Source organism: Actinophytocola sp. (assembly GCF_035942955.1).
GTDB lineage: Bacteria > Actinomycetota > Actinomycetes > Mycobacteriales > Pseudonocardiaceae > DASYTH01.
Genome location: NZ_DASZCQ010000189.1, coordinates 1 through 22,384 on the forward strand (window position 1 = coordinate 1; position 22,384 = coordinate 22,384).

The window sequence follows — 22,384 nt, forward strand, 5'->3', positions numbered from 1 at the left end:
CCCCCCCCCCCCGCCGCTATGCCGCCGGGTCGCGTTCACCGGGGGCCGGCCTACCCCGGAGGACGAGGGCCGCGATCGCGCCCACCAGGAGCAGCATCGCGGGCACCAGCGCGCTCAACGTCCCGACCGGGAAGGCCGCCATCGCCGCGAGCACCGCGACCGCGACGAGGGCGAGCAGGACGCTGCGTTCCCACCAGGCAAGGCCGAGCAGGCCGACGGTGATGATCACGGGGTCGACCAGCGGCGGCAGTTGCGAGCCCAGCAGGGTGGCCGCCCCGACGAGCAGGCAGACCACGCTGATCACCGCCGCCGCGCGCCGGCCCGGCCCGAGCCGGAAGTACGCCCAGGCCCCGGCGACTCCGCCGAGCAGCGCGAGCGGCAACGCGACCGACGTCACCAGCTCCGACGGTTTCGGCACCGCGGCGGCCCACGCGGCGATCACATAGGCGGCCGCGATGGCGACGCCGCCGCCCGCGGCGAGCGCGACGAACGGACGCGCCGAGGCGCCGCCGGTCCGGCGCGCCCGCCAGCCGTACCAGGCCACCGTCACGACGAAGGTCGCGATCACGATCACCTGCCACGGCCAGTCGCGCGACGGGTACTGCCACAGGTCGAACGCCATCGCGGGGTAGTCGAAGTACCGCACGGACAGGCTGTCGACCCCGGCGCCGTACTGCTCGGCGGAGATCAGGTACGTGCCGGACGGGCGATAGGCGAACCACCCGAAGTCCCGCGCGGTCCGGACACTGTCAAGGCCGAGCCCGCCGAGCAGCAGAAACCCCAGCAGCGCCAACGGAAACCAGTAGCCGTTTCGATTACCTTCGGCCGGTCGACCGCGCACAGAGCGGACTTTACCGCCAGTCGGGGCTCCGGAGTGCCGGGATCTGTGTCATGCGAGCGGCATCGTCTGGTAACACGGCGGTCACCTTTGGTAAGAAGGCCGGGAGTAGCGTGGCCGAGATATGGGGACCACCGAGGTAGGGCGGACGGGCGCCCGGTTCGGGTCGGTAGGTGCCAAGCGTTCCGCCGCGGGTAAGCGGGACGAGGGTGAGCCGGAGCAGACCGAGGATCGATCGGGGCCGACCGGTGCGCGCTTCGGGCCGTACTCGCAACGCCGGCGCAGGCGGGATGAGCCCGACGACTTCTTCGAGATGCCGGCCGAGGTCGTGCCGGTCACGGTCGAGCGGCCGCCCCGGGATGAGCGGTTGCCGCTGGAGTCCAACGTCCTGATCCGGCCCTACGCGCGGACCGGCGGTCGGACGAAGCCCGCCCAGGATCTCGCCCTCGAGTCGCTGATCTCCACCAACCCGGGCGCGGCGGGCTCCGGGCGGTACCCGTCCTGGGAGCACCGGCTGATCGCCGACCTCTGCCTGCGGCCCCGCTCGGTCGCCGAGGTGGCGGCCATGTTGTCGATTCCCCTTGGCGTGGCTCGGATCCTACTCGTGGACATGGCGGCGGCCGGCACCGTCGTCGTGCACGGCGGCAGCGGTCACCGGCCCCCGGACCTGGTCCTGATGGGCCGGGTGCTCGCCGGGTTGCGCCGCCTCTGACCGCCGTGCGGCCGGCCCGCTCGGGCTATCGTCGCCGGTATGACCCACACGCACGACGGCATCGACTGGCCTTCCCGGTTGGCGGCATTCCGGCGCATCGACGAGTTGCAGGAACCGGTCATGCGCACGGTGGCCGAGCGCCTGATCGAGCTGACCCCGGCGCGGGCAACGGTGGCCGACATCGGGCCGGGCGCCGGCGGCATGAGCACCGCCCTCGCCATGGCCATGGGCAAGCGGGGCGGCGGCACTGTCGTGCTCGTCGACGCGGTGCCCGAGCTGCTGTCGGCGTCGGCCGAGCAGGTACGCCGGGCGGTGACCTCCCTTCCCGAGCAGGTCGACGTGCGCGCGATCCGGGTGGACGCGGCCAGCGACGAGCTGACGAGCCTGCTGTCGGATGTGGATCTGGTGTGGGCGTCGCGGGTCGTGCATCACCTCCCTGATCAACAGGACGGCATCAACCGGCTGACCCGGCTGCTCGCCCCGGGTGGCTGGTTGGCGATCTCCGAGGGCGGGCTCGGAACCCGGTGCCTGCCATGGGATCTCGGTGTAGGGGAGCCCGGGCTGGGGGACCGGTTGGAGGCGGCGGGCGCCGCATGGTTCGCCGACATGCGGTCCGGCATGCCGGGCTCCGTCCGGCTCCCGGTGGGCTGGACGCAGGCGCTGGCCGACGCGGGCCTTGTCGGCGTCTCGTCGTTCAGCTACCTGATCGATCTCCCCGCTCCGCCGTCGGAACGGGTGCGGCAGTCGGTCGTGGACTGGCTCTCGTGGGTCGCCGGGGTGGCAGCGGAGCGGCTCGGCGAGGCGGATCAGGCCGCCCTAGTGCGACTGCTCGATCCGGACGATCCCGCATTCGTCGGCGCCCGGGACGACGTGTTCATCCTGACTGCGTCGACCATCCACTTGGGCCGCAAGATTTCCGGCTGAGCGAGGGTTTCGCGCTATATCTACCCGTAAGTACGGCGTAGCGTCAGAGCCCGTGGCCGACGAGCCCCACGTTCGATGTTCCCGGTGTGGTCGATCGCGTGCCGACGATCCGCCCTTCCGGGCGCTCGCCTGGGTCGTCGAGAACGCCGAGCGTGGCCGGATCTGGTTGTGCCCGGACTGCGCCCGGATTCATGTGCGCGACATCGAGGGCAAGCTGCCCGACGAGTACTGGTGACCCGTCGACCGGTCGAGGAGGAGACCGCGGGCCGCGGCGGTGCCCCGCTGGCTCCCGGCCGTTAGCTCGGCCAGCAGTTCGGGAATCGTGCAGGCGCCGGCAAGGACGGGAGCGAGCAGCAGCGCCCGTAACCGATCATGATCATGCTCGCGCCGGGCGGCGTCCGCGGTCGCCCGCACGACCGGTGCCAGCGGTAAGCCCTCCCGCCACACGGGTTCGGGCGGCCGGGTGGTCCGCTCCACGATCAGGCGGGGGCGGCCGGCGGCCCGCCGCGCTGCCGGCATCAGCACCAGCACGTCGGCCGGGCGGGGAACCTCGATGCCCTGCAGGCACAGCGCGTCGGCGCCGGTGAGCACCGCGCCGGGGCCGGCGTAGGCGATCGCGGCGCGCAGCCATTGCCGGCGGGTGGGCGGGCCGGTGCCCATCAGCACCACGCCGGGCAGCACCCGTCGCCACGGTCCGGACGGGCGGCAGCGCGCGGACACGGCGTAGCCGGACATGCCGGCCGCGCGCAGCTCGGCGGAACGGATGATCCCGTCGGGGGCGGTGGAATGGGATTGGCTCATGCGTCGATGATGCGGTGTTCGGGGCGGTGCGAAAGCCGTTGCCGGCGAGCTGTGGACAAGTCGGGAGAGGACGGTTCGGCTGTGGACAGCCGTTTGACACACGACCCGAACCGCGCTAGTCGGCGAATCCGGGTTGCCAGCGGGTGATGATGTCGCGCACCGGAAGCTCGGCGTCGAGCTGGCACAGGATGCCCGTCGACCCGCCGAGCACGCGGTGCAGCATGAGGTACTGCGGCGGAAGGTTCAGCGACCGGCCGGTGCGGAAGTCCTGCCCGCGCACGTCGCTCAACCGCCAGGCCTGGCGCTGCATCCAGCGCCGGGTGAAATGGAACGTGTCGTGCCGCAACGGTTCCACGAACGGCGCGAGATAGTCATACACGTGGGAGGCGTGAATATCGGTTCCGGGTCGGACGAAATGCTCCTCGCGGAGCAGCTCGAGCAGCTCGTCCGATTTTCCGTCGAGCGCCAGCCGCATCATTCGACCGTGAATCGGCGGCAGACCGTTCGGCAATTTCGCGGCCGCACCGAAATCGATGACGCACAGCCGGCCGTCGGCGGTCAGCATGAAGTTGCCGGGATGCGGGTCGGAATGCAGCAGGCCGCACCGGCCCGGTGAGGAGTAGTGGAACTCGGCGAGCAGGAACCCCACCCTGTTCCGGGTGTCCCGGTCGCCGTCGCGGATGATCGATGCCAGCGGAATGCCCGTCGCCCACTCCGTAACGATCACCTTGGGGGAGCTGGCCACCACCTTCGGCACCAGGACGTGCTCGTCGCCGTCGAACGCCCGCGCGAACGCCCGCTGGTGGTCGGCCTCGGTGCGGTAGTCCAGCTCCTCGGTCATCCGGTCGGTCAACTCCTGCAGCAGCGGCTTGACCTCGGCGCCCGGCACCAGGGCCTGGAACAGGCGGGAGAACCGGGTCAGCTGCCGCAGATCCGACCGCAGCGCCTCATCCGCGCCCGGGTACTGCACCTTGACGGCGACCTCGCGCCCGTCGTGCCAGATCGCGTGGTGCACCTGCCCGATGCTGGCCGCCGCGGCGGGCGTGTCCTCGAACTGCGCGAAACGCCGCCGCCAGGCGCTGCCCAGCTGCTCGGTGAGCATCCGGTGGGTGGCGTGCCGGCTCATCGGCGGCGCGGCGGCCTGCAGCTTGGTCAGCGCCTCCCGGTACGGCGCGGCCAGCTCGTCGGGAACCGCGGCCTCGAACACCGACAGCGCCTGGCCGAACTTCATGGCCCCGCCCTTGAGCTGGCCGAGCACCGCGAACAGCTGCTCGGCCGTTCTCGCCGACAGCTCGGCGCTCACCTGCTCGGCACTGTGCCCGACCAGGCGTTTCCCCCAGCCACCCACCGCCCGGCCGGCAACCCCGAGCGGGATGCTGGCCAGCCGGGCCGTGCGCGCGGCCGTCTTCCGCGGCAGCTCTGTCACCGGCCAATTGTCCCCGAGCGCGGTTGAGGCCGCAGCAACTTCGGGGCAGCCGAACGGCCCTACCTGCGCTCTTGCCCACGGCCACGGCACGGGCACGCAGCGTGCGACCGCCAGCGGCGGTACTGGATCCGGGCCGAGCGGGGGTCGATCTCGACGCTGGCGTTCCAGGTGGCCGGCCGGCCCTGCGCGGAGCGTGACCAGTGCAGGATCTCCAGGACCTGGGCGGCGGCGAACCCGGCCGTGGTCTGCGTGCACGCCAGATCGGCCAGCTGGGGCCGGCCGGCCAGCTGCGCGGCGATCCGCGGCCAGCACTGGTCGACCTGGGAGCGGCACAGGTCGGCGCAGCGCAGGCAGCTGGTCAGGCCGGGGACGACCAGCGGGCCGACCACCCCGACGCCGTCGCGGACGTGCACGGCCAGGTGCGGCACGGCGTCGGCGATGAGCACGCCGACCAGGTCCGGATCCGGGACGACGGCGTCGGTCAGCACCACGAGATCCGGCCGCCGCCGGGCATCCAGGCCGCAGGTGCGGACCGAGGCGTCGACCCGCCGGACCGCGTCCCGCGCCGCCTCCCCGCGGGGCCGGCCGACGTCGCCGGCGAGGTAACCGGTCCCGACGTCCTCCGGTCGCACCGTCCCGCCGGCCGCGACGTGCACCCTGCCGACTCCGGCCGCGGCGAGCAGGCAGGCCAGCGCCACCGCGAGCCGCCCGTCGCCGTGCACCGCGACGGCGGCCTCACCGCGCGCGGTGGGCGGCCAGGCCGTCCGGTCCGGCCGTCCGGCGCTGACGGTCTCCTCGCCGAGCAGCCGGCCCGGCACCGCGGCGTCGGGCGCGTCGTGCACCAGGCCCTTGGCGGCCAGCCCGGACAGCAGGTCGCGCAGGGCCGGTGGACCGGCCGGATCGGTGCCCACCTCGGCGAGCAGATCCGCCGCGGTCCGGTGACCGGTGAGCCGGCCGGCCGCGGCGATCACCGGCTCCGGCAGGCCGCTGACCACCGTGGCGTGGCGCGGATCGAGGCCGACCTGGATCTCGCCGGGCCGGCGGCGCAGCACCGCCAGGCCCGGGACCACCCGGGGCCGTTGCGGAAGGTTCCCATGCATGCGACCAGAGTCACCCACACCATGGCCGGCTGTCGAAATTGTTATCCACAGGCCTCGGCAGTCCTCCACATCACACCGGTTTGCGGCTCCCGCGATGTCGGTCGTTGGTCGTACGGTGTGATCGTGGCCGAACCGCTTGTCGAGGTGCGCAGAAGCAAGCGCCGAACCCGTACCGTCACTGCGTATCGCGACGGCGACAAGCTCGTCGTGTTGATCCCCGCGCGGCTGTCCAAAGCCGAGGAAGCCCACTGGGTCACCGAGATGCAACGCCGTCTGCTCCGCGGCGAGACCAAGCGCCGCGCCCCCTCCAAGGCGTCCGACGCCGCGCTGCTGGCCCGCTGCGAGCAACTGTCCATGCGCCACCTCAACGGCCGCGCGGTGCCGTCGAGCGTGCGCTGGGTACCGCCCATGCGCACGCGCTGGGCGTCCTGCACCCCGGCCGACGGCACGATCCGGGTCAGCGAGCGGCTGCGCGAGGTCCCCGGGTGGGTGCTGGACTACGTGCTGGTGCACGAGCTGGCGCACCTGCTGGAGTCGTCGCACAACGCCAAGTTCTGGGCGCTGGTCCGGGATTACCCGCGCACGGATCGGGCGATCGGGTATCTGGAGGGGTTGTCGGCGGCGGCGGGGTGGGGGATCACGGAGGACTGAGGGTTGTCCGGGGGCCGGGGGAGGTGTGGCGGGGTGGCTGAGTGGTGTTTGCGGGCGCCGGTTCGTGGGGTGGGCGCCGCCGTTGGCCGCGTGGCGCAGTGGCGTTCGCGGGTGGCGGTGGCAGGGCGGGTTGGGAAGCAACGTGGCGTTGCTTCCCTCGACCGGCGGCCCGGAGTTACTTCGGGTCGTCGGGCTTGGGGGCGTCGTCCTTGGTGCGCTCGAGTTGGGCGATGGGGTCGTCGTCGACGGGTGAGGGTTGGCCGAGACGTTCGGCGAAGTCGAGGGGGTCGTCGAGGTCGGCGGCGGTGGGGACGAGGTCGGGGTGGGCCCAGACGCCGTCGCGGGTGTCGAGGCCGTGGCGGTCGCCGACGAGGCGCCAGAGTGCGGCGGCGGCGCGCAGGCGGCGGGGGCGCAGCTCGAGGCCGACCAGGGTGGCGAAGGTGTGCTCGGCGGGGCCACCGCTGGCGCGGCGGCGGCGGAGGGTTTCGCGGAGGGCGTCGGCGCCGGGAAGGCGGTCGGCTACGGCGTCGCCGACCACGACGTCGACCCAGCCTTCGACCAGGGCGAGCAGGGTTTCCAGGCGGGTGAGGGCGGCCTGCTGCGCGGGGGTGGTCTGGGGTTCGAGCATGCCGGACTTCATGACCTGCTCGATGGACTCGGGGTTGGCCGGGTCGAACTGGTTGGCCAGCTCCTCGAGGGCGGACGTGTCGACCGTGATGCCGCTGGCGAACTCCTCGACGGTGGCCAGCAGGCGCTGGCGGAGCCACGGGACGTGCGCGAAGAGGCGCTGGTGCGCGGCTTCGCGGACGGCAAGGAAGACCATGACCTCGCTGGCGGGGCGTTCGAGGCCCGCGGTGAAGGTCTCGATGTTGGCCGGGAGCAGGGCGGCGGTGTTGGCCGGCCCGAGCGGTAGGCCGATGTCGGACGAGGTGAGGACCTCGGAGGCGAGTTGGGCGAGGGCGTTGCCGAGCTGGGTGCCGAACGCCATGCCGCCCATCTGGCCGACCATCGACAGCAGGGGGCCCGCCGCCTGCTTGGCCTCGGCGGGGAGCGCGTCGACCCATGCGCCGGACACGCGGCGGGCGACCGGGTCGCACAGCCGCTGCCAGGTGGGCAGGGTGTGCTCCACCCAGTCGCGGGCGGTCCAGGCGCGGGCGGTCGTGGCGCCCGTCGGCAGGATCGTGACCGGGTCGAGCCACATCTCGGCCAGGTGCAGCGCGTCGGTGACGGCGCCGGCGGAGTCCGCGCCCGGCGTGAACCCGGCCTGTCCGCTGGTCAGGCGTTGGATCGCGATCTGCTTGGCCACGTCGTAGTTGACCGGGCCGCTGGAGCTGCCCGCCTGGCTGAGCATCTGACCGAGCTGGCTCAGCATCTGACCGAGCTGATTGAACGCCTCGTAGGGGTTCTCCTGACCGCCACCGGCAGCGGCCCCGCCCGCGTCGCGCTCGGCCGGCTCCTTCTTGCCCTTGTCGTCGTCCGGAGGGCCGAAGCCGAACGGAAACTCGCTCATGTGTCCCACCGTACGCGGGGCCGCGCCACGCCGGGTACACACCGTGATCTGCCGACGGAGAACGGCCCGTACGCTGTTACTCCGTGAGTGAGTCCCCCCACCCCGACCCCATGTTCCCCGCGGCCGCCACGGACACTTCCGGCGGCTGGCACCTCAGCCGGCGCGGGTGGACGGTGCTGCTCAGCTTCGTCATCGTCATCGCCCTCGCCGTGGTCGGCGGGTTCGTGCGGGTGCCGTACGTCGCGGTGAGTCCCGGACCCACCTACGACACGCTCGGCCAGGTCGACGGCAAGCTGGTGGTCGAGGTCGACGGGCACGAGACCTACCCGACCAGCGGCCAGCTGCGGATGACGACCGTCTCGGTCAACCAGGACGTGACGCTGTTCAGCGCGCTCGGGCTGTGGCTGTCCAGCCGGCACGCGCTGGCGCCGCGCGAGGAGTTCATCCCGCCCGGCAAGACCGAGCAGGACGTCGAGGCCGAGAACCAGAAGATGTTCACCGAGTCGCAGAGCAACGCCGAGGTCGCCGCGCTGCGCTACCTCGGCTTTCCGCTCGTGGTGATCGCCGGCGAGATCACCACGAACTCGCCGGCCGACCAGGTGCTCGAGCCCGGCGACCGGCTTCTTGTGGTCAACGGCAAGAAGATCACGGCCCCCGAGGACGTGCGGGCGTCGCTGCAGGGCACCACCCCGGGCACGCCGATCACGATCACCTTCAAGCGCGGCGACGGGCCGGAGCAGACCGCGTCCGTCACGCTGGCCAAGGCCTCCGACTTCAACCCCGACGACAACCGATCGGAGGGGCTGCTGGGTCTGGTCGCCGCCGAGCGGGCCGACGTCCGCTTCAAGACCACCATCCACCTGCAGGACGTGGGGGGCCCGTCGGCCGGCCTGATCTTCGCGCTGGCCATCGTCGACCGGCTGACCCCCGGCGAGCTGGAGGCCGGTCAGCAGGTGGCGGGCACGGGCACGATCGACGGCAGGGGCAACGTGGGCAGCATCGGCGGCATCCCGTTCAAGATGGTGGCCGCGCGGGACGCCGGCGCGAGCGCGTTCCTGGTGCCCGCCGACAACTGCATCGAGGCCAAATCCCAGGCGCCGGACGGGCTGCGGTTGATCAAGGTGGACACGCTGACCACGGCCGTGAAGGCGCTGGAGGATCTGCACGCCGGACGGGCCGTGCCGAGCTGCTAGGGCCTCAGGGTCGCCAGCAGGGCCTGGGTGAGGTTGGGCGCGAGGTCGGGGCTCTCCAGCAGCTCGTCCTCGTCCGTGCCACCGCCGCGCAGGCGGAGCACGCACGCCGCCGACCCGTCCCGCAGCACCGCAGCGACCAGCCGGGCCTCCCGGCGCTGGGGATGCTCGGCCGCCGCGCGCCGCAGCGTCTCCGTGTCGGTCGGCAGCGCCGCCTCGGCCTCCGGCGGCAGCACCACGATCTCCTGGGCCAGGGCGCACCCGCGGACGACCTCCGGCCACATGATCGCGGCAAGCGACTCGGCGAGGTCGGCGTCCGGCAGGGCTTCCTGCGCGACCGGGGTGAGCGGCGCGGTCTGGTCCACCTGGTCGGCCAGCTCGGGTTGCCGCTCGAGCAGATCGGCCGTCGGGACCAGGGCAAACAGCTGGGGCGCCTGGTCCCACCCTGCGGTCGAGACGAAGTCCTCGACCTCTCGGGTCACGGTGAGCAGGTCGGCGGGCGCTGGCGGCGTTGGCATGGTTCTCATCGTCGCACCACCCCACACGGGAACCAGAACCCCCCGGAATAAAGTTGGACATCTAGGACAGCCGTGCGCCGGCTGCTCTCGACGACTCGACGAAGCGACTCAGGAGCGTGCCCCGTGGCCACTCGGCCCCCGATCGGCCTGCCAAAGCTCTCCCGACGCAGCCGCATCCTGCTGATCATCGCGGCGACAGTGATCCTGTTGTTGCTCGTCGGCGCCCGCCTGCTCGACACCTACGTCGACTGGCTGTGGTTCGGCGAGGTCGGCTACCGGTCGGTGTTCAGCACCGTGCTGCTCACCCGGATCGGGCTGTTCTTCGCCGTCGGCATCCTGGTCGGCGGCCTGCTCGCGCTGAGCCTGATCATCGCCTACCGGACCCGACCGGTGTTCGTCCCGGTGTCCGGCGCCGACGACCCGCTCGCCAAGTACCGCTCGGCGGTGATGCAGCGGGTGCGGCTGTTCGGCATCGGCATCCCGCTGATCGTCGGGCTGATCGCCGGGTCGACCGCGCAGGGCGACTGGCAGGTGTTCCAGCTGCTGGTCAACGGCACCCCGTTCGGCATCACCGATCCGGAGTTCGGCAAGGACATCGGTTTCTACGCGTTCACGCTGCCGTTCATCACCTGGCTGATCTCCTGGCTGTTCGTCGCCATCGCGATCGCCTTCTTCGGGGCGCTGATCACGCACTACCTGTTCGGCGGGGTCCGTCTGGTCGGCCGCGGCGGCCAGTTCTCGGTGCCGGCAAGGATGCAGTTGTCGATCACCGCGGGCACGTTCGTCGTGGTGTACGCCGTCGACTACTTCTTCGAGCGTTACGAGCTGCTGTTCTCCGACCGCAACGACCTGTTCAACGGCGCCACCTACACCGACCTGAACGCGGTGCTGCCGGCCAAGCTCATCCTGATGTTCATCGCCGGGTTCTGCGCCGTGGCGTTCTTCGTCGGCGCGTTCCTGCGCAACCTGCAGCTGCCGGCCATCGCCACCGCGCTGCTGGTGCTGACCAGCATCCTCATCGGGGCCGCCTGGCCGGCGGTGCTCGAGCAGTTCTCGGTGCGGCCGAACGCCAACCAGAAGGAAGCCAAGTCCATCGAGCGCGCCATCAAGGCCACCCGAGACGCCTTCGGGCTCAACGACGTGAAGGTGGAGGACTACAGCGGCAAGTCCGACGCCTCACCGGGCGAGGTCCGCAACGACCCCAGCAACGTCGCCACGATCTCGAACCTGCGGTTGCTCGACCCGAGCATCCTGTCGCCCACCTTCACCCAGCGCGAGGGCCGGGAGAACTTCTACGGCTTCCCGGAGAAGCTCGACATCGACCGGTACACCGTCGACAACAAGACCCAGGACTACATCGTCGCGGCCAGGGAGATCCGGACCGAGGGGCTGGCCGAGAACCAGCGGAACTGGATCAACCAGCACCTGGTGTTCACACACGGCAACGGCTTCGTCGCCGCGCCCGCCAACACGGTCAACGCCGCGCTGCAGGAGCAGAGCGGCCAGGGTGGCTACCCGGTCTTCTCGGTCAGCGACATCAGCCAGCGCGGCAAGATCAGGGTCGACCAGCCGCGGGTCTACTACGGGGAGCTCTCCACGAACTACGCCATCGTCGGCGGCCAGTCCGGCGAGGCGCCCGGCGAGTACGACAGCCCCACCGACCGCAGCTTCATCTACGACGGCAAGGGCGGCGTGGCGGTCAACGGATGGCTCAACCGGCTGGTGTTCGCCGCGCACTACGGCGAGCGGAACATCCTGTTCTCCAGCGCCATCGGGGACGGCTCGAAGATCATGTACAACCGGGACCCCCGGGAGCGCGTGATCAAGGCCGCGCCGTGGCTGACCGTGGACGGCGACCCGTACCCGGCGGTGATCAACGGGCGGATCCAGTGGATCGTCGACGGCTACACCACGCTCGGGAACTACCCGTACGCGCAACGCACCGCGCTGGGTGAGGCCACCACCGACACGCTGTCCGGCGTGGCCAGGCAGGACAACCGGCTGATCAGCTACATCCGCAACTCCGTCAAGGCCACGGTGGACGCTTACGACGGCACCGTGACGCTCTATTCCATTGACGACAAGGACCCGGTGCTCAAGACGTGGCAGAGCGTCTTCCCCGGCACCGTCAAGGCCGGCAACGAGGTGCCCGACGAGCTCAGGGCGCACTTCCGCTACCCGGAGGACCTGTTCAAGGTGCAACGGGAGCTGCTCAAGCGCTACCACGTGTCCAGCCCGCAGGAGTTCTTCTCCACTCAGACCTTCTGGGACACCCCGCCCGACCCCACCAAGGACGGCAACTCGGCCGGCAAGCTGCCGCCGTACTACGTGTACGCCCAGGCACCTGGTCAGAGCCGGCCGACCTTCCAGCTCACCAGCGCCATGACGCTGCTGGAACGGCAGTTCCTGGCCGCCTGGGTGTCGGTGTCCTCCGATCCCCAGGACTACGGGACGATCCGGGTGCTCAAGTTGCCGACGACCGGCAGCGAGCAGGCAACCGATCAGCTGGCCGAAGGGCCGGTGCAGGTCCAGAACAGATTCCAGACCACACCGAAGGTCACCGAGCAGCAGACGCTGTTCCGAAATACGAGCGTCACCGTGACGTTCGGCAACCTGCTCACCCTGCCGATCGCCGGTGGTCTGCTGTACGTCGAGCCGATGTACATCCAACGCAACGACGCCAACTCGTTCCCGCAGCTGGCCCGCGTGCTCGTGGCGTTCGGCGACCGGGTCGGCTTCGAGCCCACCATCGACGCCGCGCTCGACGCGGTGTTCGGCAAGGGCACCGGCGAGGTGGCCACGCCACCCAGCCAGGGGGGCCAACCCACCACCTCGCCGGCGCCGAGCAGCACCACGCCACCGCCGGCATCCGGCGGCGGCACGAACGCCGAGCTCGACGCGGCCGTCCAGGCCATCACGGCGGCCATCACCAAGCTCAAGGCCGCCCAGCAGTCCGGAAACTTCGAGGAGCAGGGCCGGGCCCTCGCCGAGCTCGACGCCGCGGCCAAGCGTTACGACGCGGCCAAGGCCAAGCTCGGCACCTCCACCTCCAGCCCGCCCTCCTCGCCCAGCACCACCCCCACCCCCGGCAACGGCGGCGGGTGACCTCCTCTTACCCGGCGGCCACCCCGGTTTGAACCCCGCGGTGGCCGCCGCGTATAGTTGAAGTTACCAACGCGGGGTGGAGCAGCTCGGTAGCTCGCTGGGCTCATAACCCAGAGGTCGCAGGTTCGAATCCTGTCCCCGCTACCAGGCGAAACGGCCCTCCAGAGATCACCTGGAGGGCCGTTTCGTGCACTTGGTAACCCGAATTGTAACCATAGTGGCGGTAACCAAGTGCATCGCAGTGAGAAACGGCCACCGCGACAGGGACGACTTGAGCTAAGAGTCGATGGGCGAGTTAACCCGCACATCGCTTGCTGGCCGGCACGCTGCTGACAATCCGTCCAGCCCGGCGATCAACCGAGCCCACACCTGCCGATAGCCAATCCCGGCGAACAGCCCCGCAGCCAACAGCAGATACATCACCACGCGCGACGGCAGATCCCGAACCCGAGCCTGCACCGCCCCCGCGACGGCCAGCACCGCATCGACCATCTCGAACGGCACGATCTGGGTCAACTCGCCCAGATGACCCGGCGCGAACGGCCCCTCAGCCACGGCGACTACCCGACTGATGACAGACTTGGCTTCCAATGGAGTTCCTGCCGACAGTGATCTTGGTCGACGCTGTTCTAGCAGGAACTCCGTTGCCCGTCTCAACCACCTTGACAGACAAGTCCCACGCTTAACTTCCCGGCATTGGGGCTAACCGCCGAGCAGAAGGCCCGAGCCCACGTGGCGTTCGCCGCGGAATTCGAGGCGTTGCCCCCGCACCTGGAGCCGAATGAGGGGGTGGGCGGAGGAGATGGCCTACCTGTGCCGCCGCATCGCCCAAAGGCACCGCGGCGAACCGGTGGACGAATACCTGCCCAGGTGGGAACGGCGCCGGGCTGCCCGCGCAGATGGGTAGGACCCGCCACTGCGCCAAGTCTCCTGACATCTTCGCATCATGCAGAGATAATGATCAGACCCTCGTGCTTGGCGAAGTCCTCGAAGTCCTTGACGTTCCGCGTGGCGAGCGGCAGGCCGTAGGCCAGGCAGCACGCGGCGATCCAGGTGTCGTTCTGCGGGCGGGGGCGTCCGCGCATCTTGGCGGCAGCGGACATCCGGCCCCAGGTCTCGGCGACCTCCCGATCACCGGGGAGGATGGGCAGGTGCGCGAGCTGTTGCGCCAAGGCGGCGCGGCGGCGTGAGCCCCAGCGTCCCATGACGCCCCATTGGGTCAGCTCGCCGAAGGTGACGAACGTGATGCATGTCGGTCGGCCTACCAGCCGCGCGAACAGCGCAGCGGGTAGCAGTTGCTTGAAGCTCAGCGACGTGACGTCGGTGTCGAGGACGATGTAGCTCATCGCTAGGCGAGGCTAGCGTTGCGCTGTTCCCTCACGAACGTCAGGAACTCGGTCAGCTCCTCGTCGGTCTCGAAGATCTCGTCGGAGGCGAGGTCTTCCACGGTGGTGACCGTGGACACGCCCTGCCGCCGGGCTAGCTCCTCAACCGAGAGCGGCCCGCGGTGCTCGAGGTGGCCGAAGTCGTCGGCGTTGTTCGCGGTCATCGTCACCTCCTCGTCTGCAGAGTCCAGTGTCCCACAGATTCGCCTGGTAGGCGGCCCTGCGGCTGTCCCCGCTGTCCCCAGCGTCACCGTGAGGACACCGGGGACAGTGGGGCGTACGGCCCCTCGTCGTGGGTGGCGACCAGCCCGTTGGGAGTGTAACCAGGCCGGGTCCTGAACCTGTTCCGTCGGTCAGCCGCATCGCCATGTCAGCTCACGCCGTGTCGCCATCAAAGCCCTCGATCGCGATCCGGTACCACTCGGCCAGCGTGCCGCGCACTGACACCAGACACATGCCTGCTTCGACACCGATGTGTTGCTGACAGTAAAGTAACGCGACCTCGGCTGCCGGCGATCCCCTGCGGACGGCAACCGAATCGGGGTCCGAGGGAACATGACCGATCCAACGAGTCCACGCGACGGTCACCCGGTCAAGTCGAAGCTGACCAAATGGGCCATGTTCACCGCAGGGTTGGTTCTGGCGACCATCGTCGCGGACATCTTCGCTTCGGCCGTCAGCCAGGAGCCCGTCTCCATGGGCCAACTATTTGGTCGTGGCGAGCTATTCGTGGTAAGTATCGGACTGCTTGTCGCAGCTTCCGCCGATCTTGTGTTCGACCGCCTCCTTCGCGGGGGAGGACGACTGTATCACGGTGTTGTACTAGGTTTTGCCTTCTTCTGACGTTACCCATAGCGGTGGCATACGGCTCCGCCAAAGTGGCGGAAGCTCCGCGCGCGGCACCGACTGTGCAGACCGTTGCCGTGGCCACGTCAGATGAAAGAAGTGGGCAGCGAGCCAAGTTCTCGCTGTATGTGTTGGCGGTTTCGGTCGCGCTGAGCGGCATTGGTGTGTACCTTTCCGAAAAGGGCGGACGCGGTGCAAGCTCTTAGCAGTACGGAAGAGATCGCATCTCTGATCAGCGTCGCTGTCGCTATTGTCGGAGTTGGTGCCTCGTTGCTGGCGTACCGTCTCACGAAGGTTCGAGACACGCGATCGGTTCGTGCGCGGACCGCGACAGATGACAGCGGACATGCGAGGCCACAGGCGACGGCGGCCATACGCCCGAACTCAACCGGGCTGAGTAGCACGATCTTGGCTGTGGCCGCAGGATGGGCGGTTGTGCTCGGCCTGTTTGTTGTCGTCCAGCATACGTTGATTCTGCCGCTCACCCTGTGCATCGCCCTGACCGCCACGACTCTTCTGGTAATGTTGTTCGTATACCGGCGGGGCATGAGTGGGAATTCTCCGGATTTGTCCGGGGTGGTTTCGGTTGCTGCCGCCCTCGCCGTCGTGGGAATGGTCATCGCCGCGTCATTCGCCTGGTTCGCACGCGCCACGGAGCCGGCCTTGAATGAGCGGATTGAGGCTGCTCACGTCGCATCAGCAGAATACAGCTCATTGCGTGTAAGACAGGCGGAACTGCTGAGCCATGTTGAGCAGTTGGAATCGTTGAAGATTGAGAGCAAGTCCGCTCGCGACAGAGCTGATGCTGCCCGAAATGAATATCTGGAAGCCGAGCGGACCGCGCTGTGTGAGCTTGACGGCACGTGTGGTACCGGCCTTCCTGGGACAAGTGTGGCGTATTACGAAAGGCAAAGGTTCGCGGCGCGGCTCCGAGAGGACGCCGATCGAGCGGATGCGGATGCACGACGGCTGGCGGCGCAAGTTGAGGAGGCGACGATCAGAGTCACGGCTGAGCGCGGTGAGCTTCAGGATGTTTCCCAACGTATTGCTGCGACCGAACCGGAAGCGACCCGCGGCGAAGTGGCCACGCAGGCCAACGTCGTGTCGAAGACCATCCTCGACTCGCCCATCGGGACTGTCGTGATGGCTTTGATCGGGTCGGGAGCATGGTTCTTCGTCTCGTTGGTTCGCCGGCGCCATTCCACCGGCACGCCTGGTCTTAGCCCCAAGTAACCACGGTGGACGTGTCCGCCGGGTGGGTTGCGGCGGGACGAGGCGACCAGGGTGGGCCCGCAGTCGGGCCCAGTGCGACCAGGTTGTCGACCCGAGTTCCCGGCCTGATCGTGTTAGCGAGCGCCGAACAGATGATGTACCACCCGGCGTGCAGCACGCCGACCATGGCAGGTGAGATGGCTGACCGCAGCACCGTGACGACGGTCGAGCGTGTAGTCAGATGTGTAGTAGTGGTCGGACCGAGACGGGTTGGATCGCGAGCGAACAACTGAGACGCTGTGCGAAGGATGGACCTATCTTGGCTGGTTGGCGCCATAATCGGTGCGACACCACGAGACCGATGAGACGGCTCAACGACTGCTCATAACCCAGAGGTCGCAGGTTCGAATCCTGTCCCCGCTACCAGGGCAAACGGCCCTCCAGAGTCCGATCTGGAGGGCCGTTTGTCATGCTCGTGTAGTAACCCGGCCGAATCATGCAGGGCTCTGCGAGTTGTCCACGGCCTCGTGGCTCCCGTGGCCGTGATCCGTTGGGCGCGGTGGATGTCTTGGGGCGACGGCGATCAGCGATCGCACTACGGTTCGAGTGACTCGACGAAAACGTTGTATCTCATGGTGTAGGTGGCGTCGCCGTTGCTGAAGGTTCGCACCGCGTCCGACACCGTGCTGCACGGAATCGACTTCGTCGCGATCGGCACATTCGAACCGAGCAACCGAAGACTCACATTGAGGGATGTGAGCCTGGCGTAGGCGCCTTGGGGGTTGTCGAACGCGGCGGCCGGCTGGGTCTGGCCCGGCGCGCTATAGGCCACGGTGCCGGTCGTCGGAAAGCGGGTGCCGCCGACACCGAGGAACACATTGTCGGTGCCGCCGTCGTTCTGTAGGTTCTCCGCGGTCAGCGATGTCATGATGAAATGGCAGACGGTAGGCGGGGGTGGCGGGAAGATCTGGGGGACGGTGTCGGCCGTGGCCGGTGTCGTCGGCAAGGTCAGGATGGCGGCGCCGACGGCGAGTTTCGCTGCAAACTGGGACAATTTGTTCAACGTGTTCTCCTGGTGAGTGCGGATCCCGGAGGGGCGTCAGCCATATGACATCGCCTGCGTGCATGGGCCGCATCTGAAGAAGTACTTATGTTTGGTCGCCCGGCGGCCGGTCGGCATGCATCGTCGATGCATGGGAACCGTCTGAACTGGCGATCTCCGAACCCTCGCCGATGGTGAGAATCCTGATGAAGCGGCCGGTTACGTCGTCCAGGCGTGGAAGTCGGCGGGTGCGACGTTGCTACCGCATATGATGGTGGCGGCGGTGAGGCCGGCGAATCTTTCGCGGTCCGCGAGAATGGCCGCCACTCCGAGAGCGGCAGAAGGTTCGACGACGAGTCCGGCACGCTCGAACAGAAGCCGCATTCCGAGTTTGATGAGATCGTCGTCGACGAGAGCGACATCATCGACGACTTGGAGAAGATCGTCGAGTACCTCCGGAATTGGGTGTCGGCCGGCGACACCATCGGCGATCGTGTGAATCGTGTCGGTATCGACCACGGTTCGCTTCCACCACGACAGCGCCATCGCGGGCGCACCGGTCGGCTGAACGGCGATGACCTTGGTGCGTGGTGACAACTCCTTGGTGACATAGCCGACACCGCTGGCCAGGGCGCCGCCACCGAGCGCGACGATCAACACGTCGGGGCGCGCTTCACCGGCGAGGAGCTCCAAGCCGATCGTTGCGGCACCTTCGCAGGTGTCGACGTCGAGACTGTCTTCGACCAGAAAGGCGCCCTCGGCTTGGGCGAACTCGCGGGCGAGGGCTCTTGGCCGTTCGATGTCATCCCCGTCGAGGTGCACCGTAGCGCCCAGCGAGCGCATGCGTTCGATCTTCACCGTGCTGGCGGATGCTGCGGCAAAGACGGCAACGGGCATGCCTCGCCGCGCGCCGCTGTAGGCAAGCGCTTGGCCAAGATTGCCGGCGCTCGCGCAGACGACCGATGGGTACCGGCGCTCGGACGCCAGCTTCGACACGACGAGCTCGGTGCCGCGGCCCTTGAAGCTACGCACCGGGTTGAGCGTCTCCACCTTCAACGTCACCGAGCATCCGAGCGCGGTATCGAGCGGCCACGATTCGAACTGCGGGCTCCGGAGAAAAGCCGGATCAATCCGGTGCACGGCAGCACGGATCCGGTCGAGATCAAGACGCACCACGCAGAATCTACGCCACGCGGCCTTCCGGATTGCCCCTTGTGACCGTCCCAACAAGACCGACCCCGAGGTTGGACGGCGGCGGCTCGGCGGTGGGCGGGTGACTTCCGCTCAACGGCACGCTTTGACGACTGTGGGGTCGATCAGTGGTGATGGGGTATGAGGGTGGTGCGGTGGGTCAACGCGAGGGTGAGAAGGGCGGCGCCGGCGGCTTGGAGGGGTTGGTGGTGGGTGAAGTGGGTGATGGTCTCGTGGGTGAAGGGGAGTCCTTTGAGGATGGTTCCTTCGGTGTTGGTCGTGGGGGTGCCGAACAAGGCGTCGAAGAGCGGGGCGTCGATGATGACGGCGGTGAGAAGGTCGGTGGCGAAGGTGAGAGGGTCGACGCCGAGGCCGAGGTAGAAGGCGTGGACGTCGGAGCCGAGGGAGTTCGTGAGGGTGGTGGCGAAGGGGGCGGTGTAGTCGAGGGGAGGGTGTTCGGGGTCGCCGCGGAGTTCCTCGGCGAGTTCGCGGAGAATGCTGCGCCAGAGGTTGAAGTCGGAATTGTCGTCGCGCGTGGGTTGGAAGATGCCGACGGGGACCACCTGGTAGAGGCCGCCGGCGTGGGCGACCTTCGCGGGGTCGCGCCAGTGCAGGAAGAACGTCACGTGGTCGGTGCTGCGGTCGTGCCGGAGGGTCAGGGTGCTGATCGCGACGTTGGTGGGGCGACGGCGGAGGTCGCAGGGGTCGCCGATGGCGTCGCGGAGCGGGGATCGGGTGTTGGGGTCGAGGTCGGCGGCGGCGTATTCGTGAGCGGCGGCTTCGCCGGTGTTGATGCTGTCGAAGTAGGTGCCTCGACCGAAGGTGAGCCGGCCGGGGGATGCGGCGAGGAGGCGGTAGGTGGGGCGGTCCTCGAAGACGGCGGGGGCGGCGAGGTCGGCCATCGCGGCGGCGTAGCTGGGGTAGCGGGTTCCATCGGCCCCGACCGGGAGGGCCGACTCGGTGCCGGTCGTGCCGTGGAACGGGGTGTCCGGGGTGAGCTCGATGGCGATCGCGTCGAGGCGGACGGGGGCTGCGGGGAGCCAGCCGGGGGCGGTGAGCAGGCCGTTGATCTTGGGTGTGGTGGGGTAGGCGTCGGCGGCCGACACGGCCAGCCGGTGGCGGTGCTCGATGAGATGGCGGCGGACGTGCAGCCACTGACGTCGACTCACGGGCATGTGGCCTCCGGCTCGGCATTGACGGTGTCACGGTAGCCGTGTCGTGCGCTCGACGTAGCCGAATATATGTTCTAATGCTGCGGGGTTTTCCCGCTACGAGAAGGAGATCGACATCGTGTCACCCACCACCCAGGCCGAGCCGGAGCAGACCGAGTCGGTGAGTAGCGAGCCGGTTGGGCAGGGCGCGTCGGAAACCGAGCCGGCCGAGCAGGAGCAGCCGCGCAAGAGGCGCGGACGCCAGCCGAGCGCCGCGCGCAAGACCCGCACCATCGAGCTGACGCTCACGGTCACCGGCACCGCCGAGGGGGAGTGGCAGGCCGACCTGACCCAATCCGGCAAGCGGGTCGTGCAGGGCCTGGTGATCCCCGCCGCCGCGGTGTCACGGGCCGCGGTCGAGCTGCACGCCGACATCGCCAAGGCGATCGACACCGTGCTCGATCAGGCGCGCCAACAGCACCGCGAGCGCATGGAGCAGTTGGAGGCCGAGCTGGCCAAGGTGCGCCAGGCGCTTGCCGAGCTCCAGGAGGGCTGAGCCGGTACCACACTCCGAAGGGCGCCTTCAGTTTCCTCGTGACCTGAAGGCGCCCTTCGCGTCGTTTGGCCCGGCGGAGGGGTGGCGGCTGGCCCGAAGGTCACCTTCGCGTGGCGGGGAGGGGCGAAGGGGACATCCACTGTCGGACGGATGAGGGTGGCCTTGGCCCTGGGGCCAGGTCGAAGGTGGCCTTCGCACGGGCTGGGTGTCGTGGGTGAAGGTGGGCTTCGTTGGGGATGAAGGTGGCTCTTGTGGCGAGTGGGAGTGAAGGGGGCCGTCGTGCGGTGGGGATGAAGGTGGCCTTGCGCGGGTGGGGAACGAAGGGGTCCCTTGTGCGGGGGGATGAAGGTGGCCTTTGTCTGGCGGGTCGGAGTGGAGGTGGCCTTCGGGTGGCTGGGTGCGGTTGGGGTGAGGGTGGCCTTCGCCGGCGGGCGGATGAAGGTGGCCTTGTGACGGGTGGGGAGCGGAGGTGGCTCTTGCGCGGTGGGGAGAAGATCCTGTCCGTTGACACGGCGGGGAGGGAAGGTGGCCGGTGTGCAGTGATGGGAAAGGGACCTTCGTGTGACAGGGGCTGTGAGGTCGGGCTTTTTGGGTGGCTGGGTGTGGTTGGGATGAAGGTGGCCTTCGGTGGCGGAGGATGAGGGTGGCCTTTGTGGTGGTGGGGAGGTCGGTCTGGGGGCGGTGGGTGAGGGGAAGGTGACCTTTGTGGTGGGGGATGAAGGTGGCGTTTCGGGTGGGGCGGGGTTAGTTCCAGCGGCGGAAGGCGCCTTCGGTGTTGATGGTTTGGCCGGTGATCCAGGTGGCTTCGTCGGTGCAGAGCCAGGAGATGAGGCGGGCGGGGTCGTCGGGGGTGCCCCAGCGGTGGGTGGGGAAGCGGTGGCGGACGGCCTCGTGGATGGCGGGGGTGGCGTAGCCGGTGTCGACGGGGCCGGGGTTGATCGTGTTGAGGGTGATGGTCTGGTCGGCGAGGTGGTCGGCCAGGGTGCGGGTGATGGAGGATAGCGCGCCTTTGCTTGCGGCGTAGGCGACTTCGTCGCGCATGGGGCCGAGGTCTTGGCCGGAGGTCAGGAAGATGATGCGGCCGCCGGGGCGGCCGTCGTGTTGGGCGGCGAAGGCCTGGGCGAGCAGGATGGTGGCGCGGGTGTTGACGATCCAGTGGGCGTCGAGCATGGCGGCGTCCAGGGTGCCGAGCGGGCCGTCGCCGCCGCTGCGGGCGTGGTTGCAGACGAGGATGTCGAGGTGGCCGAGGGCGGCCCCGGCGGCGGTGACCAGCCGGGTGGGGGCGTCGGGGGCGGCGAGGTCGAGCTCGGTGTGGTGGAGGGTGGCGTCGGCGATCAAGGCCTCGCCGATGCCGGACAGCACGGCGGGCATGCCGTCGGGGTCGGCTCCCCAGGGTTGGTCGCGGTCGTGCGGTGTGTAGTGGTGGACGAACAGGCTGGCGCCGAGGGCGGCGAGGCGCCGGGCGGTGGCGTAGCCGATTCCGGCGCGCCGGCTGACGCCGGTGACGGCGGCCACCCGGCCGCGCAACGGTAGGGGATCCCGACGGAGATCGGCTGGGGTCACGGTCACCAGCCTGACAGAAGAGGCCGCAGTGACCGGTCAGCACATCCGTGGCTCATCCGGTCGCCGCCCCACCGACAGACAGGCCGACCGGCCACTGCGTCGCCAGGCGATCAGCGGGCCTGGCAGTACAAGAAATACCTGACGGGGGCCGACTGAGTGCAACGTAAGTGCCCGACTTACTTTCCGGTCCGTCGTGCCTACCAGGCATGATCGCGGAAAACTCACCCGACCGATACGCGGGGCGACGCCGTCGTGTTAGCTGAGCGGCATGGACAACCGGGACGTCCCGTACCGGCAGGGCGTTCACGACGCGATGGCGGTCCTCCGGGGGCGATGGACGGTCGCCGTGCTGGCCGCGCTGGCCCTCGGCGAGCGGCAGTACAAGGAGCTGAAGTCGTCGGTTAACGACGTCGAGGAACGCGTCGGCTGGGTCTCGCACACCAAGCCGCTGACCGACCGCGTGCTGTCCGACACCCTGCGCCGGGCACAGCAGGACGGCCTCATCGAGCGACGCGCCGAGCCCGGCCGGTTCGGCGGCGTCTGGTACACGCTCACCCCGATGGGACGCTCCCTGCTTCGCGCGGTCCGCCCACTCGCCGAGTGGGCCCAGCAGTACCACGACGAGCTGGCGTCCCGAAGGGCCGATCAGTCGTAGACCCGCGG

23 protein-coding genes and 1 tRNA gene are annotated in these 22,384 nt (G+C 69.2%); 11 read left to right on the forward strand and 13 right to left on the reverse strand.

All coding sequences use genetic code 11. The features are described from left to right. Nucleotides 1-16: 16 nt before the first annotated feature. Nucleotides 17-841 carry a hypothetical protein gene (locus tag VGX25_RS18520; RefSeq protein WP_326919070.1) on the reverse strand — a complete coding sequence of 275 codons (825 nt, stop codon included), beginning with the start codon at nucleotides 839-841 and terminating at the stop codon, nucleotides 17-19. Nucleotides 842-962: 121 nt separating this feature from the next. Between VGX25_RS18520 and VGX25_RS18525 the strand changes: the two genes are divergently transcribed. From VGX25_RS18525 to VGX25_RS18535, 3 genes are read left to right on the forward strand one after another with little or no spacing between them, the layout of a single operon-like run. After that, nucleotides 963-1,550 carry a DUF742 domain-containing protein gene (locus tag VGX25_RS18525; RefSeq protein WP_326919071.1) on the forward strand — a complete coding sequence of 196 codons (588 nt, stop codon included), beginning with the start codon at nucleotides 963-965 and terminating at the stop codon, nucleotides 1,548-1,550. A gap of 39 nt (nucleotides 1,551-1,589) precedes the next feature. Continuing rightward, nucleotides 1,590-2,474, forward strand: a complete 885-nt coding sequence (locus tag VGX25_RS18530) for a class I SAM-dependent methyltransferase (RefSeq protein ID WP_326919072.1) — start codon at nucleotides 1,590-1,592, stop codon at nucleotides 2,472-2,474. 52 nt (nucleotides 2,475-2,526) lie between these two features. Continuing rightward, nucleotides 2,527-2,709, forward strand: a complete 183-nt coding sequence (locus tag VGX25_RS18535; protein WP_326919073.1) for a hypothetical protein — start codon at nucleotides 2,527-2,529, stop codon at nucleotides 2,707-2,709. On the opposite strand, the gene VGX25_RS18540 is transcribed toward VGX25_RS18535, so the two are convergent. From VGX25_RS18540 to VGX25_RS18550, 3 genes are all read right to left on the reverse strand, one after another. Next, a complete protein-coding gene (locus VGX25_RS18540; RefSeq protein WP_326919074.1) occupies nucleotides 2,664-3,275 on the reverse strand; it encodes a hypothetical protein in 612 nt (203 codons plus the stop codon). The genes VGX25_RS18535 and VGX25_RS18540 overlap by 46 nt on opposite strands. A gap of 115 nt (nucleotides 3,276-3,390) precedes the next feature. Beyond that, nucleotides 3,391-4,701 (reverse strand): AarF/ABC1/UbiB kinase family protein, encoded by a 1,311-nt coding sequence (locus VGX25_RS18545; RefSeq protein ID WP_326919075.1) that lies wholly within the window; start codon nucleotides 4,699-4,701, stop codon nucleotides 3,391-3,393. 59 nt (nucleotides 4,702-4,760) lie between these two features. After that, nucleotides 4,761-5,801, reverse strand: a complete 1,041-nt coding sequence (locus VGX25_RS18550) for a ThiF family adenylyltransferase (protein WP_326919076.1) — start codon at nucleotides 5,799-5,801, stop codon at nucleotides 4,761-4,763. A 123-nt stretch (nucleotides 5,802-5,924) separates the two neighbouring features. Here VGX25_RS18550 and VGX25_RS18555 point away from each other — a divergent pair, with 123 nt between their 5' ends. After that, entirely contained in the window at nucleotides 5,925-6,452 is a 528-nt protein-coding gene (locus tag VGX25_RS18555) for a M48 family metallopeptidase (RefSeq protein WP_326919077.1), read from the forward strand. 175 nt (nucleotides 6,453-6,627) lie between these two features. Here the strand turns inward: VGX25_RS18555 and VGX25_RS18560 are convergent, their stop codons facing one another. Then, the gene (locus tag VGX25_RS18560) at nucleotides 6,628-7,962 is read right to left on the reverse strand and encodes a zinc-dependent metalloprotease (RefSeq protein ID WP_326919078.1); all 1,335 of its coding nucleotides are present in this window, start codon (nucleotides 7,960-7,962) and stop codon (nucleotides 6,628-6,630) included. Between the two features lie 83 nt (nucleotides 7,963-8,045). On the opposite strand from VGX25_RS18560, the gene VGX25_RS18565 reads away from it, so the two are divergent. Then, nucleotides 8,046-9,155 (forward strand): PDZ domain-containing protein, encoded by a 1,110-nt coding sequence (locus tag VGX25_RS18565; RefSeq protein ID WP_326919079.1) that lies wholly within the window; start codon nucleotides 8,046-8,048, stop codon nucleotides 9,153-9,155. On the opposite strand, the gene VGX25_RS18570 is transcribed toward VGX25_RS18565, so the two are convergent. Beyond that, nucleotides 9,152-9,670: a PPA1309 family protein gene (locus VGX25_RS18570; RefSeq protein ID WP_326919080.1), complete on the reverse strand. Its 519-nt coding sequence runs from the start codon at nucleotides 9,668-9,670 to the stop codon at nucleotides 9,152-9,154. The genes VGX25_RS18565 and VGX25_RS18570 overlap by 4 nt on opposite strands. Before the next feature lie 123 nt (nucleotides 9,671-9,793). Here VGX25_RS18570 and VGX25_RS18575 point away from each other — a divergent pair, with 123 nt between their 5' ends. Next, nucleotides 9,794-12,775, forward strand: coding sequence for a UPF0182 family protein (locus VGX25_RS18575; protein WP_326919081.1), 2,982 nt, complete (start codon nucleotides 9,794-9,796; stop codon nucleotides 12,773-12,775). Nucleotides 12,776-12,845: 70 nt separating this feature from the next. Continuing rightward, nucleotides 12,846-12,922 (forward strand) — tRNA-Met (locus VGX25_RS18580). Nucleotides 12,923-13,051: 129 nt separating this feature from the next. Here the strand turns inward: VGX25_RS18580 and VGX25_RS18585 are convergent. From VGX25_RS18585 to VGX25_RS18595, 3 genes are all read right to left on the reverse strand, one after another. Next, nucleotides 13,052-13,330: a transposase domain-containing protein gene (locus tag VGX25_RS18585; protein WP_326919082.1), complete on the reverse strand. Its 279-nt coding sequence runs from the start codon at nucleotides 13,328-13,330 to the stop codon at nucleotides 13,052-13,054. 389 nt (nucleotides 13,331-13,719) lie between these two features. Beyond that, nucleotides 13,720-14,121 (reverse strand): type II toxin-antitoxin system VapC family toxin, encoded by a 402-nt coding sequence (locus VGX25_RS18590; protein WP_326919083.1) that lies wholly within the window; start codon nucleotides 14,119-14,121, stop codon nucleotides 13,720-13,722. 2 nt (nucleotides 14,122-14,123) lie between these two features. Next, on the reverse strand, nucleotides 14,124-14,324 hold the full coding sequence (locus tag VGX25_RS18595; protein ID WP_326919084.1) for a hypothetical protein: 201 nt from the start codon (nucleotides 14,322-14,324) through the stop codon (nucleotides 14,124-14,126). 391 nt (nucleotides 14,325-14,715) lie between these two features. Between VGX25_RS18595 and VGX25_RS18600 the strand changes: the two genes are divergently transcribed. Then, entirely contained in the window at nucleotides 14,716-15,003 is a 288-nt protein-coding gene (locus tag VGX25_RS18600) for a hypothetical protein (RefSeq protein WP_326919085.1), read from the forward strand. Between the two features lie 417 nt (nucleotides 15,004-15,420). Beyond that, a complete protein-coding gene (locus VGX25_RS18605; RefSeq protein ID WP_326919086.1) occupies nucleotides 15,421-16,239 on the forward strand; it encodes a hypothetical protein in 819 nt (272 codons plus the stop codon). A gap of 574 nt (nucleotides 16,240-16,813) precedes the next feature. Here VGX25_RS18605 and VGX25_RS18610 read toward each other — a convergent pair. From VGX25_RS18610 to VGX25_RS18620, 3 genes are all read right to left on the reverse strand, one after another. Next, entirely contained in the window at nucleotides 16,814-17,281 is a 468-nt protein-coding gene (locus VGX25_RS18610) for a hypothetical protein (protein WP_326919087.1), read from the reverse strand. Nucleotides 17,282-17,479: 198 nt separating this feature from the next. After that, nucleotides 17,480-18,433 (reverse strand): threonine ammonia-lyase, encoded by a 954-nt coding sequence (locus VGX25_RS18615; RefSeq protein WP_326919088.1) that lies wholly within the window; start codon nucleotides 18,431-18,433, stop codon nucleotides 17,480-17,482. A gap of 143 nt (nucleotides 18,434-18,576) precedes the next feature. Further along, a complete protein-coding gene (locus VGX25_RS18620; RefSeq protein WP_326919089.1) occupies nucleotides 18,577-19,620 on the reverse strand; it encodes an XRE family transcriptional regulator in 1,044 nt (347 codons plus the stop codon). Between the two features lie 121 nt (nucleotides 19,621-19,741). Here VGX25_RS18620 and VGX25_RS18625 point away from each other — a divergent pair, with 121 nt between their 5' ends. Then, complete coding sequence (locus VGX25_RS18625; protein WP_414635868.1) at nucleotides 19,742-20,158, forward strand: DUF6319 family protein; 417 nt, start codon at nucleotides 19,742-19,744, stop codon at nucleotides 20,156-20,158. Between the two features lie 744 nt (nucleotides 20,159-20,902). On the opposite strand, the gene VGX25_RS18630 is transcribed toward VGX25_RS18625, so the two are convergent. Continuing rightward, complete coding sequence (locus tag VGX25_RS18630; RefSeq protein WP_326919090.1) at nucleotides 20,903-21,721, reverse strand: SDR family oxidoreductase; 819 nt, start codon at nucleotides 21,719-21,721, stop codon at nucleotides 20,903-20,905. A gap of 268 nt (nucleotides 21,722-21,989) precedes the next feature. Between VGX25_RS18630 and VGX25_RS18635 the strand changes: the two genes are divergently transcribed. After that, on the forward strand, nucleotides 21,990-22,376 hold the full coding sequence (locus VGX25_RS18635; RefSeq protein WP_326919091.1) for a helix-turn-helix domain-containing protein: 387 nt from the start codon (nucleotides 21,990-21,992) through the stop codon (nucleotides 22,374-22,376). The last annotated feature ends 8 nt before the right edge of the window (nucleotides 22,377-22,384 follow it).

Coding starts and splice junctions, on each gene's coding strand:
- VGX25_RS18525 (WP_326919071.1), top strand. CDS start 963: ATGGGGACCACCGAGGTAGGGCGGACGGGCGCCCGGTTCGGGTCGGTA.
- VGX25_RS18530 (WP_326919072.1), top strand. CDS start 1,590: ATGACCCACACGCACGACGGCATCGACTGGCCTTCCCGGTTGGCGGCA.
- VGX25_RS18540 (WP_326919074.1), bottom strand. CDS start 3,275: ATGAGCCAATCCCATTCCACCGCCCCCGACGGGATCATCCGTTCCGCC.
- VGX25_RS18550 (WP_326919076.1), bottom strand. CDS start 5,801: ATGCATGGGAACCTTCCGCAACGGCCCCGGGTGGTCCCGGGCCTGGCG.
- VGX25_RS18560 (WP_326919078.1), bottom strand. CDS start 7,962: ATGAGCGAGTTTCCGTTCGGCTTCGGCCCTCCGGACGACGACAAGGGC.
- VGX25_RS18570 (WP_326919080.1), bottom strand. CDS start 9,670: ATGCCAACGCCGCCAGCGCCCGCCGACCTGCTCACCGTGACCCGAGAG.
- VGX25_RS18590 (WP_326919083.1), bottom strand. CDS start 14,121: ATGAGCTACATCGTCCTCGACACCGACGTCACGTCGCTGAGCTTCAAG.
- VGX25_RS18595 (WP_326919084.1), bottom strand. CDS start 14,324: ATGACCGCGAACAACGCCGACGACTTCGGCCACCTCGAGCACCGCGGG.
- VGX25_RS18600 (WP_326919085.1), top strand. CDS start 14,716: ATGACCGATCCAACGAGTCCACGCGACGGTCACCCGGTCAAGTCGAAG.
- VGX25_RS18635 (WP_326919091.1), top strand. CDS start 21,990: ATGGACAACCGGGACGTCCCGTACCGGCAGGGCGTTCACGACGCGATG.